The organism is Paraburkholderia ribeironis, assembly GCF_900019265.1.
Classification (GTDB): Bacteria; Pseudomonadota; Gammaproteobacteria; order Burkholderiales; family Burkholderiaceae; genus Paraburkholderia; species Paraburkholderia ribeironis.
The window spans coordinates 158,207-176,621 of the sequence record NZ_CYGX02000034.1 but is presented as its reverse complement, the minus strand read 5'-3'; the positions used below and the strand labels follow the sequence as shown (position 1 = coordinate 176,621).

Annotated in this window: 20 protein-coding genes, 1 tRNA gene and 2 riboswitches; of the genes, 17 read left to right on the top strand and 4 right to left on the bottom strand. The window is 62.3% G+C overall.

Annotation, left to right across the window (positions count from 1 at the left end):
- The first annotated feature begins 159 nt into the window (after nt 1–159).
- The 3 genes from BN2475_RS16755 (at nt 160) to BN2475_RS16745 (ending at nt 3,277) form a co-directional block, all read left to right on the top strand.
- Nucleotides 160–1,053, top strand: a complete 894-nt coding sequence (locus BN2475_RS16755; RefSeq protein ID WP_094780612.1) for a TIR domain-containing protein — start codon at nt 160–162, stop codon at nt 1,051–1,053.
- A gap of 476 nt (nt 1,054–1,529) precedes the next feature.
- Nucleotides 1,530–2,681 (top strand): tyrosine-type recombinase/integrase, encoded by a 1,152-nt coding sequence (locus BN2475_RS16750; protein ID WP_094780611.1) that lies wholly within the window; start codon nt 1,530–1,532, stop codon nt 2,679–2,681.
- The gene (locus tag BN2475_RS16745) at nt 2,678–3,277 is read left to right on the top strand and encodes a hypothetical protein (protein ID WP_094780610.1); all 600 of its coding nucleotides are present in this window, start codon (nt 2,678–2,680) and stop codon (nt 3,275–3,277) included. Before BN2475_RS16750 ends, BN2475_RS16745 begins: the two co-directional genes overlap by 4 nt.
- Here the strand turns inward: BN2475_RS16745 and BN2475_RS33640 are convergent.
- Nucleotides 3,267–3,590, bottom strand: coding sequence for a hypothetical protein (locus tag BN2475_RS33640; RefSeq protein ID WP_218023700.1), 324 nt, complete (start codon nt 3,588–3,590; stop codon nt 3,267–3,269). The genes BN2475_RS16745 and BN2475_RS33640 overlap by 11 nt on opposite strands.
- 39 nt (nt 3,591–3,629) lie before the next feature.
- Between BN2475_RS33640 and BN2475_RS16740 the strand changes: the two genes are divergently transcribed.
- The 10 genes from BN2475_RS16740 (at nt 3,630) to BN2475_RS35020 (ending at nt 10,316) form a co-directional block, all read left to right on the top strand.
- Nucleotides 3,630–4,025, top strand: coding sequence for a hypothetical protein (locus BN2475_RS16740; protein WP_094780609.1), 396 nt, complete (start codon nt 3,630–3,632; stop codon nt 4,023–4,025).
- 64 nt (nt 4,026–4,089) lie between these two features.
- The gene (locus BN2475_RS34275) at nt 4,090–4,236 is read left to right on the top strand and encodes a hypothetical protein (RefSeq protein WP_159444562.1); all 147 of its coding nucleotides are present in this window, start codon (nt 4,090–4,092) and stop codon (nt 4,234–4,236) included.
- Nucleotides 4,233–5,810 carry a phage/plasmid primase, P4 family gene (locus tag BN2475_RS16735; protein ID WP_094780608.1) on the top strand — a complete coding sequence of 526 codons (1,578 nt, stop codon included), beginning with the start codon at nt 4,233–4,235 and terminating at the stop codon, nt 5,808–5,810. Before BN2475_RS34275 ends, BN2475_RS16735 begins: the two co-directional genes overlap by 4 nt.
- 126 nt (nt 5,811–5,936) lie before the next feature.
- Nucleotides 5,937–6,527: a hypothetical protein gene (locus BN2475_RS16730; RefSeq protein ID WP_094780607.1), complete on the top strand. Its 591-nt coding sequence runs from the start codon at nt 5,937–5,939 to the stop codon at nt 6,525–6,527.
- Nucleotides 6,528–6,575: 48 nt separating this feature from the next.
- Nucleotides 6,576–6,866 carry a hypothetical protein gene (locus BN2475_RS16725; protein WP_094780606.1) on the top strand — a complete coding sequence of 97 codons (291 nt, stop codon included), beginning with the start codon at nt 6,576–6,578 and terminating at the stop codon, nt 6,864–6,866.
- A gap of 96 nt (nt 6,867–6,962) precedes the next feature.
- A complete protein-coding gene (locus tag BN2475_RS16720; protein WP_094780605.1) occupies nt 6,963–7,997 on the top strand; it encodes a phage major capsid protein in 1,035 nt (344 codons plus the stop codon).
- A gap of 34 nt (nt 7,998–8,031) precedes the next feature.
- Entirely contained in the window at nt 8,032–8,316 is a 285-nt protein-coding gene (locus BN2475_RS16715) for a hypothetical protein (RefSeq protein ID WP_094780604.1), read from the top strand.
- A gap of 34 nt (nt 8,317–8,350) precedes the next feature.
- The gene (locus tag BN2475_RS16710; protein WP_094780603.1) at nt 8,351–8,662 is read left to right on the top strand and encodes a hypothetical protein; all 312 of its coding nucleotides are present in this window, start codon (nt 8,351–8,353) and stop codon (nt 8,660–8,662) included.
- Between the two features lie 90 nt (nt 8,663–8,752).
- The gene (locus BN2475_RS16705) at nt 8,753–9,301 is read left to right on the top strand and encodes an HK97 family phage prohead protease (RefSeq protein WP_218023699.1); all 549 of its coding nucleotides are present in this window, start codon (nt 8,753–8,755) and stop codon (nt 9,299–9,301) included.
- A gap of 661 nt (nt 9,302–9,962) precedes the next feature.
- Nucleotides 9,963–10,316: a hypothetical protein gene (locus BN2475_RS35020; RefSeq protein ID WP_143325797.1), complete on the top strand. Its 354-nt coding sequence runs from the start codon at nt 9,963–9,965 to the stop codon at nt 10,314–10,316.
- Nucleotides 10,317–10,502: 186 nt separating this feature from the next.
- Here BN2475_RS35020 and BN2475_RS16695 read toward each other — a convergent pair.
- Nucleotides 10,503–10,578 (bottom strand) — tRNA-Arg (locus tag BN2475_RS16695).
- Between the two features lie 274 nt (nt 10,579–10,852).
- On the opposite strand from BN2475_RS16695, the gene BN2475_RS16690 reads away from it, so the two are divergent.
- Complete coding sequence (locus BN2475_RS16690) at nt 10,853–11,746, top strand: c-type cytochrome (protein WP_094780600.1); 894 nt, start codon at nt 10,853–10,855, stop codon at nt 11,744–11,746.
- A gap of 99 nt (nt 11,747–11,845) precedes the next feature.
- On the opposite strand, the gene BN2475_RS16685 is transcribed toward BN2475_RS16690, so the two are convergent.
- Nucleotides 11,846–12,433 (bottom strand): hypothetical protein, encoded by a 588-nt coding sequence (locus tag BN2475_RS16685; RefSeq protein ID WP_094780628.1) that lies wholly within the window; start codon nt 12,431–12,433, stop codon nt 11,846–11,848.
- Between the two features lie 169 nt (nt 12,434–12,602).
- Nucleotides 12,603–14,693, bottom strand: coding sequence for a UvrD-helicase domain-containing protein (locus BN2475_RS16680; RefSeq protein ID WP_094780627.1), 2,091 nt, complete (start codon nt 14,691–14,693; stop codon nt 12,603–12,605).
- A 410-nt stretch (nt 14,694–15,103) separates the two neighbouring features.
- On the opposite strand from BN2475_RS16680, the gene BN2475_RS16675 reads away from it, so the two are divergent.
- The 3 genes from BN2475_RS16675 (at nt 15,104) to gcvT (ending at nt 18,372) form a co-directional block, all read left to right on the top strand.
- Nucleotides 15,104–16,153 (top strand): oxidoreductase, encoded by a 1,050-nt coding sequence (locus BN2475_RS16675; protein WP_094780599.1) that lies wholly within the window; start codon nt 15,104–15,106, stop codon nt 16,151–16,153.
- Nucleotides 16,154–16,403: 250 nt separating this feature from the next.
- Nucleotides 16,404–16,754, top strand: a complete 351-nt coding sequence (locus BN2475_RS16670; protein WP_094780598.1) for a hypothetical protein — start codon at nt 16,404–16,406, stop codon at nt 16,752–16,754.
- A 143-nt stretch (nt 16,755–16,897) separates the two neighbouring features.
- A riboswitch (glycine riboswitch) is annotated at nt 16,898–16,997 on the top strand.
- Nucleotides 16,998–17,020: 23 nt separating this feature from the next.
- A riboswitch (glycine riboswitch) is annotated at nt 17,021–17,175 on the top strand.
- Nucleotides 17,176–17,253: 78 nt separating this feature from the next.
- Nucleotides 17,254–18,372: a glycine cleavage system aminomethyltransferase GcvT gene (gcvT, locus tag BN2475_RS16665; RefSeq protein WP_094780597.1), complete on the top strand. Its 1,119-nt coding sequence runs from the start codon at nt 17,254–17,256 to the stop codon at nt 18,370–18,372.
- Nucleotides 18,373–18,415: the final 43 nt, after the last annotated feature.

The following is an 18,415-nucleotide window of genomic DNA, read 5'->3' as shown; positions in this document are numbered from 1 at the left end:
TTTACGCGGCCAATTCACCGAGTTCAGCTTCGAGTCGCTTCGTCATCCGGAAAATTCGACGCCCTCTCGGCTGCAACTCGGTCAGTTGGTCCATTAATCAGCGCTTCCCTAGCTAAGTTTTAGTCATGTCAATTAACCGTTAACAATGGATTTCCGATTATGGCAACAAAGAGAGCCAAGGCCGCTGTTAAAGAGCCCAGCGAGCCGGCCAAACTGCGGATGAGTATTGAACAGGCGGCGCAGAAGCTTGACGCACGCATTGAGGCGTGCGAACCGCTAGCAGCAGAAGCGATCAATTCTGTGCAGTCGCTAGAGCAAAGCCAAGAGCGGTATCGCGCGTGGCATGACTTCAACGTCGAAATGTTGCGGCGCATGTTCACCAACGAGGAAGAAGCCGATAAGTACCGATCGACGTTCTACGGCGCCATGTTTCTATCGATAGGCGGCGGCCGCGACGTCGGCAAAGAAATCAGAGATCACAAAGAGGAGATCAACACCAAACTCGCACGGCTGAAAGCCCTGAAAGGCCGGTTGGAGTTGTTCGAGATTGAGGGCGAAGCAGTCGCGGATTTGCCGAGAGAGATGAGCGCCGTGCCGCCAACGAGCGCAACGGAAGGAAGCGACAAGGTCTTCATCGTTCACGGTCACAACGAGGCTGGCAAGCTAGCTGTTGCGCGGCTGCTGGAAACCCTTAAGCTTAAGCCGGTAATATTGAGCGAGGAACCTAACGAGGGCCGCACTATCATTGAAAAGTTCGAACACAACGCGGGCGTCGGGTTCGCCATCGTTTTGATGACCGCCGATGATGTCGGCGGGAAGACGGATCAGCAGTTGAAACCTCGCGCCCGCCAGAATGTCATCCTGGAACTCGGCTACTTTGTCGGTAAACTTGGGCGCCCGCGTGTTTGCGCTCTTTACGAATCCGGGGTCGAGATGCCGTCAGACATCATCGGCGTCGGTTATGTCTCTCTTGACCCGGCGGGACATTGGCGGTTCGCCCTCGCGAAAGAGCTGCGTGCGGCTGGCTACCCTGTCAATATGAACGATCTTTGAAACAGTGAACGTAAAGGAAGCCCGCCGTGTGCGGGTTTCTTTTCGCCACCCCGACGCCGCCATCAGGCAGCGTGCACTCTGTCTTCGTCTGTCGGTTCGGTTCGGTTCGGTTCGGTTCGGTTCGCTTCATTTTAGGAGCTCCGCGGATGGGTACTCCATGATAATGGGCGGAACGAGACAGTCTGAGCGCTTTGTGATGGTTGCCATACCGCCCTCGCGAAATTCGTGCGTCTCGCATGATTCTGATCGTCCCGGATTTGTCCCGGAAAATCATTATCGAAAGGGCAATTTTTGCTAACCGCTTGACGGGTGGCCCGGCTGGGATCGAACCAGCAACCCCTGCCTTCGGAGGGCGGATGTTAGGTTTTTGCAAGTTCGCCAAGGTACATAAGCTGTTGATTTTTATACGTTCAAGTTCATGACGGTTCGCCCTGTTTCGGGTAGGATTGCCGTACAGATGCCGTACGGAAAAAATCATGAACCCTAGAACCGCCCCGAATCTCATATCAAAAACTGGCCGTGCTTCGCTCGCGCCGAGACGCGAACCATACTGGCATCGGCTACATACCGGGCTGCATGTCGGCTACCGCGTGTTGCCTGATGGCACCGGAACATGGATCGCCAAACGCACCGAAAGCGGCAAGCGCGCGTATCACGCGCTTGGCACGCACGAACGTTTTGAGGACGCCAAGGGCGAAGCCGAAAGATGGGCGCGAGGTATCAGCTACGGCGTCAGCGCGAAAGCGACGACCGTGAAGGAGGCTTGCGCCGATTACGCCGCCGACCTGCGCACGCGAAAGAGCAAGCAAAGCGGCGACGACGCGGCGGGCCGGTTCCGCCGCCTGGTGAACGACGCGCCAATCGGACGGCTGACGCTCGACAAGCTGCGCACGACGCACGTGCGGGCATGGCTGCATGATCAGGTAGACGACGCCGAAGACCCTGATGAATTGCGGCGCGCGAAGGATAGCGCGAACAGAAATCTGGCGAGCCTGAAAGCCGCGCTGAACTTCGCCATGAAGAATCGCCTTGTGGCGACCGATGCGGGCTGGAAAACGGTGATGAAGTTCGAAGGCGTCGGACGGCGGCGCGAAGTGGTGTTGAAACCCGACCAGGTCAGCGCGCTACTCGCCAAGCTGCCCGACGATTTGCGCCCGCTGATGGCGGCGCTCGCGCATGTGCCTAGCCGCCCCGGCGAAGTCGCAAAGCTGCGTGTGCGCGATTTTGACCCGCATCGCGGAACACTGGCACTTGAAGGAAAGACCGGGCGGCGCGTAGTGCCGCTCTCGACGGCGGCTATCGCGTTCTTCAAGGCGCACACAAAGGGCAAGCTGGCGGGCGCGCTGCTGTTCGCGCAAGCGCACGGCATCGCGTGGGAGCGCCATGCGTGGAAAAAACCGTTCCGCGAAGCGGCGGACGCGGCGGGCCTTCCTGATGACGTGGTGGCGTACACGATCCGGCATACAAGCATCACAGCTTTGGTTGCTGCTGGTGTTGATTCCGTCCTGATCGCGCGTCTCGCCGGAACGTCCGTCGAAATGATCCAGAAGCACTACGAGCACGTTGACGATGGGCGCGTGCGCGACTTGCTCGACGCGGTGCCGTCTCTGGTGAAGGTGGGCGTATGACGGAAGCCGAAATGCTGGAGATGGCGGAACGCGTGGCCGGCAATGCCCGTGCATATCAGGACAAGCTGGCGGCGCAGCTTGATGAGGCACTCGAAGCAATCAGCCGGAGCACGGGCCGCGCGGATGCCTGGAGCGTCGTGGGTTCGCTACCGGAGCGCTACCCGGAGGTTATCGAGCTTGCCGTCAAGCTGTTCGCGCTTGCGACGGTGCATGAGGCGACCAACTACGAGCCGGGACCAGAGCTCGGCACGGCCAAGCCGCTGAAGGGTCGCGCCGCTGCTGCTGGCATTCTTGCTGTAAGGCTGATGACGCCGCCGGCCGAGCGTCCGAGCAAAGGCGAGCCGCTGACGGTCACGTTGCCTATGCCGTTCTTTGATTCCGACGATATTTCGAACGCGACGCAACGCCTGCATATGACGATGTGCCGCGAAGTGTGCGAGTTGATATTGCGCAACCCAGGCAGAGGAGCACGCAAGGTCGCAATAGCGGACGTTGCCACACGATACGGTTACAGGCGAAGCGCGGTAGAGCAGGCGTACGACACGTATCGCGAGCGTATAGAACCATTGGCGCAACTAAAGCTACTCAGAAAATAACCCATTTTTTTAGCACCCGAATTTGGGCGCTCTTTTTTTGGGTTCGATTCTCCCGCGCGGCCACTTCTTGTGCCGCTATCCCTTGAGTAATCTTCTTTTCATGGTGATTCACAACGGGTCGCCGAAGTAAAAGGAGACTACTGCTGTGGAAAGAAATCTCACTGTCGCCGAATTTTGCGAGATTAACCGAATCTCGAAAGTTCACTACTACGCGCTGAAAAAGACTGGCAATGGGCCGGACGAAATCCGCGCGGGCCGGCGCACGACCATTACCCCGCAAGCTGCGCGAGAGTGGCAAGAGCGCATGACGCATCGCGCCGCCGAATCCGAAATAACTGCGTAGGGAGCCGCCATGAACAACCATCCCAAAGCGAGCGATTCCGAAAAACCAGTCCTGACTGATTCCAGTAAGGAGCAAAAAGCCATGCCCGATAACCGCGAGATGAAGCTGATGAAAATGAAAGAGTTTTTCGAAGAATATTTCGCGGGGGAAACGAAAGAGTATATCGATCTGGAATGGGACGGGTATCTCGAATATCTGGAAGACCACGAGGCGGATCTGGATCGCCACGTGGCGGATCTGGAACGGGAAGGGGATATCGGAACCCTTAATATGCAATTTCTCTCGGACTTGCGCGACACCCTGGAAGTCGCGGTTGCGCGCCAATGGTCGTGGGATGAAGTGCTGCGGGTGATTGCTATTGCTCTTGAGTGCTCGCGGGTTCCCCTGAAATCGCAATCGACGTAAGCAAGACAAGGCCGCTCGTGAACCTTGTGCCGTGCCGATTTACCGATTATCCGGAGGCTCGGTGATGACACCGCAGACATTGCACGCCGACGCACTCAACGTGATTGAACGCGCGCTCAATGACTACAACGGCGGGTTCGATGCGAAGACAACGGTTGAGAATATCGCCCGCGTTATCGGCTACCCACTGACCGCAGGGGCGGAGGCATGAGCGCCGACCACGTGCTCGACTGCCCCGAAGACGCGAGCCCGCAACGGCAAGCTCTGTCCGCGCTCGAAGCTGACGCGCAGACGGTCGATGACGCGCGCCGCAAGTTTTTTTCGAAGGCCCACGCCACGAACGACCCCGCACCGAAGGCGAAGCGCACGGCCGGCAACGATGGACGCATGCTCGCGCCGCTCGATGCGGTGCCGCCGCATCTGGCGGGCGAAATCGTTGCCACTGTCGGTTTGAACGAAGACGCAATTGCCGTGGTGTTCGCATCCGCCCATCAGGGCCGGCTGCTTTTCGAAACGCTGCGCGGCAAGTGGTTCCGGTGGGAAGGTACGCACTGGAAACTGGACGAAGGCGCACGCGTGACGCGCGAAATGATTCGCCGCACGGTGCGCAACATGTGCGGGGGGGAACCGCGCTGGTTGACGGCCCGCGTCATCGACGCGGTTGAAAAGCTCGCGCGCACCGATGAGCGCACCTGTCCGCGCGGAACCTTCGACGCCAATCCGCTGTTGCTCGCCACGCCTGCGGGCGTCGTTGACCTGCGTGACGGCTCGATGCGCGCCGGGCGCCCCGAAGACATGATGACGCGCCTGACGGGGTGCGCGCCAGACTTCGGCGGCGACTGCCCGCGCTGGCGCGCGTTTCTCGGAACATGCATTCATGGCTTCGATGAGCACGGCGAGCCGCGCAAGGCGCAGGACGATAACGACGACATGATGCGGTTTTTGCAACGTATGGGCGGTTACTTTCTGACTGGTTCGACGCGATACGAATTCGTGTTCCTGCTGTTTGGCGGCGGCGCAAACGGTAAAACAACCTTTCTGCGCGTGCTGCGCGAAATCCTCGGCGATTACTTCGTCTCAGTCGCGGTCGAAACTTTTCTTCAATCGGCGCACGACCAGCACCCGACCGGCATGGCGCATATCGAAGGCGCGCGGCTCGCCGCCTGTGGCGAACTGCCGGATAACCGCGCATGGAACTCGCAGCGCGTCAAGGATATTTCGTCCGGCGAGAAGATGTCGGCGCGTCATATGCGCCAGGACTTCTATGACTTCGTGCCGGTCTGCAAGCTGCTGCTCGTGGGCAACCATCGCCCGCGTTTGCGACAGACGGGCGAAGCCGAAAAGCGGCGCTTTCGCATCGTTCCGTTCGTCCATAAGGTGCCCGAGAACCGGCGCGATCCGACGCTGGAAGACGCGTTGCGCACGGAATATCCGGCGATTCTCACGTGGATGCTCGAAGGCGCGAAGACCGTCATTGCCGAAGGCTTCGGCCCAATGCCCGCCGCTGTTACGCAGGCGACCGACGACTATTTCGCGGAAAACGACGTCTTCGCCCTGTGGGCAAGTGAACGGCTGTTGCTCGACAAGGCTTTGTCGGTGTCCGCGAGTCGCGCCTATGCGGATTACCGGCGATGGTTCGAAGCGAACGGCCACGAAGGCCGGTATGCGTCGCCAAGGGAATTCAAGGTGCGGATGCTCGACATGGGCGCGGTCCATGAGCGCAACGCACGCGAGCGTCTTTATCGCTGCGTCGGACTCGATGTGTTTGACGACGATGAACCGTGACGCCTGTGACGCTAGTGACGCTTGTTTCCTCTATCTATACATATCGCGCGCGCATGTAAGAGATAAATGGAGGTAAGCGTCACTAGCGTCACTAGCGTCACACGTCCTGACTAACCGGAGATTGACATGACGAGCGAAGCGAAGGGCATGACCGCGAAGGAGCGCGACTTGTTGCGCGAGGTGGTGCGCCTGAATGGCCGCGTGGCAAAGACCGCGATTGATGAGTACGCGGCAATCCTGCGCGCCCGCATGGAAGAAAACCTCTCGCTGATTTTTGACGAGGACGATGAGCGATGGGCCGAGCTGGTGGCGCACGCGAAGCGGGTAAGTCATGAAGCAGACGAAAAGCTAAAGGCCATCGCGAAGGCGTCCGGTATTCCGATGGAAAACGCACCGGGCTTCGCTTGTGCGTTTATCAACCGTGGCCGCTACGGCATCAGGGAACGCCGCGACGAGGTGCGCCGTGCGGGCAACGCGGAAATCGACGCCCGCGTGAAAAAGGCACGCGCGCAACTGGAGCGCACGCTGGCCGCGAAACATACGGAACTGCTCGCTGGCTCGCTGACGAGCGACGAAGCAAAGGCCGCGCTGGCAAGCATGCCGACGCCCGAGCAACTGTTACCGCCGATGGAAAAGCACGACATTGCTGGCCTTCTGTCCGGCAATCCTGCCGCGCTGATGCTTTCCGCTGAAAGCGTCAATGAGTGGGATACCTGAGTGGAGCCCACGCCAATAGGGCGCATGAACGACGACTGAGCGCCGGCCGTGAAAACCTTCGAGCCCCGCGAAGAGCCGAGCGAAGCGCTCGCCGACGAGCGCGAGGCCGATCTGCTGCGCTGGATTGCGGACACCGGCCGGCGCATAAGCCCCGATGGATACGTGAGCGAGCCGCTCGCGTGCGAGCTCTGCGGATATGAGCGCTCGCGGCTGGCCGCCCGCGTGGCCGAGGGCCTGGGCGTGCCGCGCTATCACGTCGCGCCAAGCGGCAGGCGCAGATACAAAGTGAGGGACGTGGCGCGCTGGCTCGTGTTTGGATATCACGAAGCCGGATATTGAGGTTTTCGTTGTTTTTCGCTGTGTTCGCCCATGTTTGCCCGTGGAGTTCCGCGCGAGGCGCGCGCACCCTGAGAGTGCTACTAGGGGAAGGCACACATGACACAGGTATCTTTCGCCGATGACAGGGGCATGACGCTCATTCGCGCCGTGCGAGCGCTTGTCATAAGCCAGGGCAGCATGACGGACGGAGCGGACTTCGCGCGCAGCGCATGGGGCAACGCCACGCAGGTAGCGGACGTGCTGGAGCAACGCCTGCTCGACACAGGCAGGGTAGACGACCCGGCCGGCCCCGCGCGGGCACTTGGCCGTTTCATCGTGGAGCTCGTACTGCGCCGCTCCGCACTCGGCCGGCTCGACGCCCTGCGCCAGTTCTTTCGCGCGCCCGTCAGTGCACCCGTGCTTGGCATCACGCAGCACGTTATCGCCACCTGGACCGGCGAAGGGCATGCCTATGAGGTGAGTGATATGGCGTTCGCCGTCCGCCGCCTGGCAGCCAGAAAACTTGGCGTCATCCTGATTTACACGCTCGAATTTCTGCGCCTGATGGACCCCAACGTAGACGGCGCAATCCGCCGCGATATCGTGCGCGCGATGAGTGCCGCGCTGGACTCGGCGCTTCTCTCGCCGGATAACCTGGGCATTGATGGCATTCAACCGGCGAACGTCTACGGCACGAACATCACGGCCGGCAGTGGCAACGCGGCCTGGGACCTGGGCAACGCGCTTGCCGGACTGAGCGACGGACAGATAGCCGACTGCGTGCTCGTTCTCAATCCGGCCGACGTGGCAGCCGCCATCGAACAGGGTCTTTCGGACGCCGGCTCGCTCAACATCGACGGAGGTTATTTGTGTGGTTATCCGGCCATCTGTTCGACCGCCATCCCGCGAAGCGCAGTCGCCTGGATCGTGCCGCCCGAGATTCTTCTCACCGATGCCGGACTCATTATCGAGCACGCGACACAAGCCACATTCGAGGCAATCGACCCGGACACGCACGAGAGCACAATCCATAGCCTCTGGGTCGAAAATTTAGCGAGCCTGCGCGCGACCTATTTCATCAACTGGCAAGCCACGACGGACAACGCGGCCGGACTGATTACGGATTGCATCAACGCGGCCGGCACGAAGTAACGCACAGGGGAACGCCATGCAAACGAGCGCCGCAATGAACGCCGACACCATGCGCCGGCAGCGTGAATATTTCCGCCGTCAGGACGTGCTGGAGCGCGCCGTGCTGGCCGCCGCCAGGGCCGGCCGTGCCGATGCTATGGGCGAGGACGTGCGAGTCATCACGAGCGCCGTGCTCGAATGTCCGGCGGCCGAGCGAGGGCTCGCCGTGCGAGGTGTGATGGTCGACGACGACGCGCACCGCGAACAATGGCTCGTGCTCGTGGAGCTCGCCAGTGGCGCGAGCCGTGCGCTCGTGGTGGACAAGCCGCACACCCAGTAAGGCGCACGGCATACCGGAAAGGAGACACACAACCATGTGCATCTGTCATACGGGAGAGCGCTGCCCCTGCTATCGCGACGAGGCCGAGTATCAGGCCGAACTCGAACGCATCGCCGAGGCGAGCGCGCTTGAGCATGCCGTACTTGATTTGCTGCATGACGCCACCGCGTCCGCCTCGCCGCCCGCGCGCCGCTTCGTTGCCGCGATCCGCGCTGACCCGCGCTCGCTCGACGGCGCGGCCGTGGCTGACGTGCTGGTGGGCGATGGCGGCGCGATCTGGTGGACGCGTCGCGGCGAACAGTTCACGGCGAGACCCGACCGGTGCGCCATCCACCTTGCCGCATGAAGCACCCACGCTGAGGAGCACACCATGAGCGACACCGGACTCACCCGCCGCGACGGCATCCAGCACGCGACTTCACTGCTGGTGCGAGGCGTGAATGTGAACGAAGACGAACGCACCATTGAAGGCATCGCGACATCGGGCAATGTTGATGCGTACAGCGATATCGTCGTGCCGAGTGGCGCTGAATATTCGCTGCCGGTGCCACTGCTATGGCAGCACCAGCACGACAAGCCAATTGGTGCCGTGATCTCGGCTCAACGGGATGAAACCTGCCTCCGTTTTCGCGCACAGATCGCACACATTCAGGCACCCGGCCTCCTGGCGGATCGCGTCAATGAGGCCTGGGAGTCGGTCAAGGCCCAACTGGTGCGCGCAGTGAGTATCGGTTTTATCTCGTTGCAGTCGCAACCCATTACAGGCGGTGGACGGCGGCACGTGAAGTGGCGCTGGTGCGAGTTGTCATTGGTGACGATCGGCGCGAATTCCGACGCGAGGATCGAGCACGCGCGCCACCTGACCGAAGTCGAACTGATGGTTGAGCGGGCGTTGGCCGAAGACCGCGCCCGCCGGCCGCGTCTCGACTATTCAGGGACGCACGTGGTGCGGCTGGCCGATCCACTACCAGGCACGAAGCGTTGACCGCCGAGCGCTGGCACGGTTCTTATTGCGCTGGGCGCTGGAAAGTCAGCCGTGAAAGACCGGGGGGTATTCGGGACAGAACGAAGAGGCCCGAAAACACCTAACGCCGGCTCACGCTTACGCGAACGCGGGTAGCGCTGGCCTGAATTTTGTAAGCGGATGGTGAATAAAGACCCCGGCGTGACCCCGGCCGGACCCCGCCGGCATGCGACGTGGAGTCGCACGCACCGGCGCGCGACCCGGCGCTGACGTCCACAGGACCGCACGTGATCCGGCTCATTATAATAGGACTCGACCAAAAACAAACTGCGGGGGATTTATGAAAGCGTGGATCTTGACGTGTTCGGCGGTTGTCGCTCTGACTGCCTGCGGAAACTCGGAGCAATCAACGGCAGTATCGGCAGTGTCCGCCTCTAGCTCGCCAGAGGTTCAAGCAGCGGCGCTCCCGGCATCAGGTCCAACTGGGCCAGCCGAAGCGGACGCTAGCGCTCGACCTGCGCCGCTTGACGGATGGGCTGACCTCAACCCGGAAACGTTTCGCAAGCGTTACGACGAACTTGCAAAGGCTGACGGTAGCGACACGATCAAGCGGATGCGCAGGACCAAGGACGGGATCGCAGTCACTTTGAATGACGAGCGTTTTCAGCAAGGAATCGCAGAAATGAAGAAGCTCGACTTGGCGAATGGACGGTTCGCGAGCAAGCTCGCACTTCAGCTTTCGATAAGCAGCGCGGGCAAGGTGTCAGTAATAAAGGTGATGGGCAACCGATCTGATCCCGTCAATCTCATGCGCTTCGTCGGCGCAGTCGGTCTGATTAACAACATGCTGAACCCCGGCCAAGACGAGAAAACCAACTTGGACTTCCTCACGTCTCTCAACCTCATGCGGGGCGATGATGACCCGTCCATCGGGCAACCGGTTGCCTCGTTCAATCGCGGCGGCGCGTTCGCGTGTGTTTCGATGCCTTCGGAACAATCGACAAGTGTTGGCTGCGTTGTTGCACCACGATCATAGTTGGCCGCACGCTAGACCTCGGCCGAAACACCGGCGAATACATTATGTAGTGGGGAAATACCTGACGACGATGCGGGTCATTACCGGCCCGAATCCATACGGCAAAGTTCGTTGGAGTTTTGCCGTACAGATGCCGTACGGCGGGTTTTCAGAATGAGCGAATCGCCCGCAAACCCTTATCAGACTTGGCGCGCCCGGCTGGGATCGAACCAGCAACCCCTGCCTTCGGAGGGCAGTACTCTATCCATTGAGCTACGGGCGCTTGAACACGGAAGCGCGACAACCTGAGCGGATGCGGCGCCAAAGTGAGACCGCAAGGATACCCGGTTTCGGCCGTACCGTCCACCGGACGGCCGACATAGCAGAATTCGCCACCTTCCGGCCAGCTCCAGTGCTCCGGGTAAACGCCTGCTGAACACGCCGCCGCCCCTCTCGCCGTCGCCAAAAGCTTGCGTCTATAATCCTCCGTGGCTGATATAGAACAAGAAGTTGCCATCACGCTGTACCGCTCACATACCCACGGAGACGAGACAAGCATGAGCGAAGCACCGCATAAAGCCCCGATCAAAACCCCCGCGCAGCTCGTCGCCGCAGTCATTGCCGGGTTTGCTGTGCCGATCATCATCATCGTCCTGCTGGCGATCTACGTCGATAATTCAACCCGCACCGGCGCCGGCACCGACTCTCTCTCCGAAGCCGAAGTCACCGCCCGCATCAAGCCGCTAGCCCAGGTTGAAATTCGCGACGCCAATGCGCCGCGCGTCTACAAGAGCGGCGAAGAGGTCTACAAGGCCGTGTGCTCCGCGTGTCACGCGTCGGGTGCGGCAGGCGCGCCGAAATTCACCAATACCGCCGACTGGGCGCCGCGCATCGCGCAGGGATTCGACACGCTGTTGCACACGGCCCTCGCCGGCAAAGGCGCGATGCCGCCGCGCGGCGGCACCAGCCCGGACGACTACAGCGACTTCGAAATCGCCCGCGCGGTGGCCTATATGGCGAACAACTCCGGCGCCAGCTTCCCTGAACCGGCGCAGCCAGCAGCAGGCGCGGCGGCGGCCTCCGGCGCGACGGCGGCTGCGCCAGCTGGCGCGTCTGATGCGGGGGCGGCCCAAGCCGCCGCTGCGTTGGCGGCCATGGCAAGCGTGCCGCAAGCCGCCGCGCCGGCAGCCGGCGCCACCGGCGCGGACGCATCGCAGGCCGGCAAGGCGTTGTATCAACAGGTTTGCCAGGCCTGTCACGCGGCCGGCGTGCTGAACGCACCGAAGTTCGGCGACAAGGAAGCCTGGGCCCCGCGTCTGAAAGAGCCAATGGACACGGTCTATAACTACGCTCTGCATGGCAAAGGCGCGATGCCTCCGAAGGGCGGCTCGAATGCATCGGACGCGGACGTCAAGGCCGCCGTCGATTACATGGTCAGCGCGGCGAAGTAAGACATCCGACTGAGCGCTCGCGGCATCGGCCGCGCAACGAAGAATCCCTGCACGCGTCGTCGCTGTGCAGGGATTTTTTATGCATGACAGGTGCCCGCGTCAGACCGGATGGGAGAAGTCCGGCGCGGACGCGGGACGGCTAAACGCGTCAATAAACGCCAAGGCCGGCGTGTCGCGAGCCAGAGTGGTGAAATGCGCGTGCAACGCGGCGGGTGCGAGCCACGGATAGTCCAGGCCCGCCTGCAAAGCGTCGAGTAACGCACCGTCGGCATCGGGCACGACGTCCATGCGCGCGATATGGATGTCGAAGTGCGTCACAAACGGTGTCTCGTCGAAGGTCCATCGATACACGCCGTGGCCGACGCGCAGTGCGCCGCTCGCCTGCTCGCGCATCACCACCAGCCAAGGGATCGCATCGAGTACGCCGTCTTGCACCTCGAGCGAATCGCACACGTAATAAGTCCGGCATCGCGCGTACTGGGCGCCGAAATCGGTAACGAGCGTTTTCGCAATCGCAGCGGCGCCCACGGTGCGGGCGGGAAACGCGATCGCCGACGTGGCAAGCGACATGGTGAGCACCGCGTCCGCAGCGAACGCCTCGGCGATGCGCGGAGCGAGCGTGTTGTCTTTCGCGTCGATATAGGTTTCGAGTGCGCGGCGATAGCGCGCGAGCGGCGGCGCGTTCATACGAAAGTCTCCGATCAGGCTCGCCGACATGCGATCGACAAGCCGCGCCACTCTAGCTCAAGCCTGCGAAAAACAGCCAAAGCACCTGTCACGCCCAAGGTCTTGCGAACGCAACAGAAAGCTCAATACGCCCCGTGCCGTGAACCAGCCCACCACGCGCCGCGCGCATTCACGGCTTTTGCAGCAGTGCCTTCAAACTCGCGAGCCGGTCTTTCGGCGACATCGGTGCTTCTTCCGGTGTCGGCGGCGGCGCATCGTCGAGCAGCATTTCGGGAATGAAGCGCGACGGCTCGCACACCACCGTCTCTCTCGCGCGCTTGCGCTTCTTGCACCAGTTCAGATGCAGGCTGCGCTGCGCACGCGTAATCGCGACGTACATCAAACGGCGCTCTTCCTCGATGCGCGCGTCGTCGATCGGCTCGTCGTCGGGGCCGCCCCGATGCGGCATGATGCCTTCTTCGACGCCCACCAGAAACACGTGCGGGTACTCCAGTCCCTTCGACGCATGCACGGTCGAAAGCCGGACCGCATCGGGATCTTCTTCACGACCTTCGAGCATCGACATGAGCGCGACGGTCTGGATCAGGCCAAGCAGATTCTTGCCGGTATCGCCGAAACCGTCGGCGGTGTCGTAGCCGGTGGCTTCGCGATTGCCGGCATCCTCGGTTTCGGCCTTGGTGCCTTTGCGCTTCAACCACTCCATGAATTCCAGCACGTTCTGCCACTTGGCCTGCGCCTGGCGTTCGTCGAACGCGTCGTACAGATAGGCTTCGTAGTGGATCGCGTCCATCAGTTCGTCGAGCAGTGTGCCGGCGGCATCTTTTTCCGCGCGATCGGTGAGACGCTGCATGAAGTCGCAGAACACGCGCATTGGTTCGATCTGGCGCGGCGACAGGCGCGCCTCGATCCCGCCCATGTACACCGCCTCGAACAGCGACACCTTCGCCTGACCCGCGAATGCACCGAGCGCTTCGAGCGTCGTATTACCGACGCCCCGGCGCGGCGTGGTGATGGCGCGGATGAACGCGGGGTCGTCGTTCGCGTTGGCGATGAGGCGCAGATATGCGCAGATGTCCTTGATTTCGGCTTTGTCGAAGAACGACTGACCGCCAGACAGCACGTACGGAATCCGTTCGCGACGCAGTACCTGTTCGAAGATGCGCGCCTGGAAGTTGCCGCGATACAGGATCGCGTAGTCGCGGAAATTCGCGCGCCGCTCGAACTTGTGCGCGGACAGGCGGAACACCACCGACTCCGCCTCGTGCTCCTCGTCATTGCAAGGCGTGACGGTGATCGTGTCGCCCATGCCGTGCTCGGACCACAGCTTCTTTTCGAACAGCTTCGGGTTGTTCGCGATCACGTTATTCGCAGCGGTCAGAATGCGCACCGTCGAGCGGTAATTCTGTTCGAGCTTGATCAGGTGCAGTTTCGGAAAATCCTTGCTGAGCTGCCCGAGATTTTCGAGCGTTGCGCCGCGCCAGCCGTAGATCGCCTGGTCGTCGTCGCCGACCGCCGTGAACGCCGCGCGCTTGCCCGCGAGCAGCTTGACCAGTTCGTACTGGCACGCGTTGGTGTCCTGGTACTCGTCGATCAGCAGATAGCGCAGCTTGTTCTGCCAGCGCTCGCGCACCGGCTCGTTGTTCGCGAAGAGCTCGGCGGGCAGGCGGATCAGATCGTCGAAATCGACCGCCTGATACGCGTGCAGCGTCGCCACGTAATTGCGGTAGACGATCGCGGCCTGATGCTCGTCCTCGTTCGCGGCGATCGCGATCGCCTCCTCGGGCATGATCAGGCCGTTCTTCCACAGCGAGATGATCGACTGGATCTTGCGGATGAAGCCCTTGTCCGTCGAGCCGACCTGTTCCTGGATCATGCCGAAGCAGTCGTCCGAATCCATGATCGAGAACTGCGGTTTCAGGCCGACGTGTTCAGCCTCCTGCCGCAGTATCTGCACGCCGAGCGAGTGGAAGGTGCAAACCGTCAACTGATTGACCGGCACCTTGCGGCCTTCCTTGCCAGGCGTGGTGAGCGTCCTGCCTTCGAGCAGCTTGCCCACGCGCTCGCGCATTTCCGCGGCGGCCTTGTTCGTAAACGTGACAGCGGCGATGTGGCGCGGCTCGAAGCCTTTGGCTTCGATCAGGTGCGCAATTTTCTGCGTGATCACGCGCGTCTTGCCGCTGCCTGCGCCGGCGAGCACGAGACATGGACCGTCGAGATAACGGACCGCTTCATTTTGAGCGGGGTTCAGGCCTGCGGACATCGTCTGTGGATGGGTATTGCGGTTGAGGGCGCGTCGGCGCTGAATCGCGACCGGAGGCCCGGGGGCGTGCGGCGCGGCGTCGCCGGCTGGAACGGACACCTGGCATGGTGCGCAGGGGTTCCAGCCCGTCGCGATGCGCGCGAGAGGAGCGATGTTAACATGGATGCCCTCGATGGATGCCCTCGACGGACGCCCTCGATAGACGCTCCCGATGAATGCCCCCACGTGGACGTCCCGATGAGAGCCTCCCGCGGACGCCCCAACGAATGCCGCACGGCCGCCGGCAACGACACCGCGGCGCATGACGGTGGCAACGTTGCCGGTCCGCCTTCGGGACATGCCACAATTGCAGTGTTGCGCGCCGTCGCCACGGTGGCAAAGCGGCGCGCCGTTTTTGCAGGAAGACACGCATGTCCGCATCGCTGAAGATTGGATTGGTGGGTTACGGTTTTGCTGGCGCGACCTTTCATGCGCCGGTGATCGCACATTGCGGGCGCGCGAGCCTCGCCGCGATCGCGACGAGTCAGCCCGAACGCGCGCTGACCGACTATCCGCATGCGAAAGTCGTGGCCGACCTCGACGCGCTGCTGGCGCTCGAAGACATCGAGTGCGTCGTGATCGCGACGCCCAATGACACCCACTTCGACCTCGCGCGCCGCACGCTGGAAGCCGGCAAGCACGTGGTGGTCGACAAGCCGGTCACGCTGAGCGCCGCCGACGCCCACACGCTCGCCAACATCGCGCTCGCCCGCGGCAAACGGTTCATGCCGTTTCACAACCGTCGTTGGGACGGCGACTTTCTGACCGTGCGGGATCTGCTCGCCCGCGTGGAGCTGGGGCGCGTCACGCACTTCGAATCGCACTTCGACCGTTTCCGGCCAACTGTGCCGCAGCGTTGGCGCGAAGAAGTGTCGCGAGGCGGCGGCTTGCTGTTCGACCTCGGCCCGCATCTGATCGACCAGGCGTTGGCTCTGTTCGGCGCACCGCAGACGGTATCGGCGACGGTGCGCGCGCATCGTGACCAGGCCAGCGCGCCGGACTATGTGCATATTCAGCTCGGCTACGGTGAGTTCGAGGTGATGTTGCATGCGAGCGCGTTGACGGCGTTGCTCGCGCCGAGGTTTGCGATCCACGGCACGCGCGGCAGTTACGTGAAATACGGGCTCGATACGCAGGAGGATCAGTTGAAGGCCGGCCTGCGTCCCGGCAATGAAGGCTTCGGCGCCGGCAACACCGCGGGTGTGCTGCGCGTGCTGGAAGGCGGTCAGGAAGTCGAGCGCGAGTTGCCGACGCGCAATGGCGACTATGTCGGCTTCTATGTCGCGGTGGCCGACGCCATCCAGCACGGCACCGCCTTCCCTGTCAGTGCCCAGGATGCAGTTGACGTGATGACGATCATCGAGCTTGCCGCGCGCAGTTCGGAAGAAGGCGTCCGGTTGCCGTTCGAGCGCATTCGCTGATTCGCTGATTCGCTGATTCGCTGATTCGCTGATTCGCTGATTCGCTGATTCGCTGAGTCGCTGACCTGCGCGGCGCGACGACTTGTGCTCCCACAACCACTTGTCGCCCAAGCCGCCGCGCAGGCAAAAATCTGACGTCCCGAAAGGAATATAGCGTTACAACTCTGTCCCCCTCCCCGGTCAGCGCGCAGCCGCGATCATCCGTTGCTCCCGAGTAGCGCCGCCAACGACAACGACTTCTGGAGAGTCCATGCCTCGTCTCATCCGCGCCATTGCCGCCTGCGCCCTGCTCAGTTCCGTCGCCGCCTGCGTGGTCGCGCCCCAACCCGCGCCGGCACCGCGCCCCAGTCCGCAGCAGATCGCGGATCAGCGTCTTCATCAGGTCGACGGCCGGATCGACAATCTCGCCCGCCGGATCGACAAACGCGTGAATCAGGGCGATTACCCGCCGCCACAAGGCGCCGCCCTGCACCATCGGCTCGATGTCATCCGCCAGGAAGCGCACGACATGGCCTCGCAACACGGTGGCGGCCTCACCAGCGACGAACAGCGCGTGCTGAACCAGGAGCTGGACAACGCGGCTCACGCGATCGGCGAGTAACCGCCTCGAGTCCGCGCAGCAAAGCAGCGCGAGCGCGGGCATCACGTCCCGCGCTTTTTTTTGCGCCGGCAACGTGCGATGTCAGCCACCACGCCGGTCGCAAGCCTTTATTTGACAAGCCCCCAGCCGTCGCGTACATTCGCCGCACGCGTCGGGAGAGCGCGCTGGCCGCTGACAATCGCAGGCCGCGCCGCCGAAGGGGCACACCCGCAAACTCTCAGGCAAAAGGACCGAACGCGTCGAAAAACCCGCCTAACGGCAGCGGTTTTTCGCACTCTGGAGAGCGGCAGTAGCCATCTGCGTCGTTTGTATCGTGCAGGCACAGGCAGGCTGCCCACCGAAGGGGCGCGCGTTTCACCGTGACGAATCCAGATTCTCACGGCAGCGCAATCTCTCAGGTATCGAGGACAGAGGGGTCATGCAGAACCACGCTCGCAGGCACCCGGCCGCGAGGCGTAGCGCCGCATGGCCTTTTTTGTTTCGCGATGCCCGAGGCCCCATGACCGAACTCAAACACACCCCGCTCAACGCCACCCATCGTGCGCTCAATGCCCGCATGGTCGATTTCGGCGGCTGGGACATGCCCGTCAACTACGGCTCGCAGATCGAGGAACATCGCGCCGTGCGTACCGACGCCGGCATGTTCGACGTCTCGCACATGTGCGTCGTCGATTTCACCGGCGAGCGCGTGCGCGCCTTCTTCGAATACGCGCTCGCCAACAACGTCGCGAAGCTGCAAACGCCCGGCCGCGCGCTCTACTCCTGTCTGCTGAACCCGAATGGCGGCGTGATCGACGATCTGATCGTCTATTACTTCGGCGAAGATCACTTCCGCGTGGTCGTCAACGCCGGCACCGCCGACAAAGACATCGCGTGGTTCGGCCAGCTCAATGCCGAAGGCGGCTTCGGCCTGACCATCACGCCGCGCCGCGACTACGCGATCGTCGCGGTGCAGGGCCCGAACGCACGCGAGAAGGTCTGGCAAACGGTGCCGGCCACGCGCGCCGCTACCGAAGCGCTCAAGCCGTTCAACGCCGCGCGCATCGACGCCACGCCGTTTGGCGAACTGACCGTCGCCCGCACCGGCTACACCGGCGAAGACGGCTTCGAAATCATCGTGCCGGCCGATTGCGTCGAAGCGCTGTGGAACGCGTTGCATGCACAAGGCGTGCGTCCGGCCGGCCTCGGCGCACGCGATACGCTGCGCCTCGAAGCGGGCATGAATCTGTACGGCCAGGACATGGACGACAATATCTCGCCGCTCGACGCCGGCCTCGCATGGACAGTCGATCTGAACTCGCCGCGCGACTTCGTCGGCAGGAGCAAGCTGGAAGCCGAAGGCTCGCTCGCGGCATTCGTCGGGCTGATCCTGCTGAAGGAAAACGGCAAGGCGGCGGGCGTGCTGCGCGCGCATCAGAAAGTCGTCACGCCGCACGGCGAAGGCGAAATCACCAGCGGCACTTTTTCCCCGACGATGCAGGAGTCGATCGCCTTCGCACGCGTGCCGAAAGGCGTGCAGCCGGGCGACACCGTTCACGTTCAGATTCGTGACAAGGCTGTTCCCGCAAGCGTGGTAAAACTGCCGTTCGTGCGCAACGGCAAAGTGCTGGCGGTTTGAGCAGCCGGCGCGCGACCCCTCTTTTAAGCCAATAACGAACCAC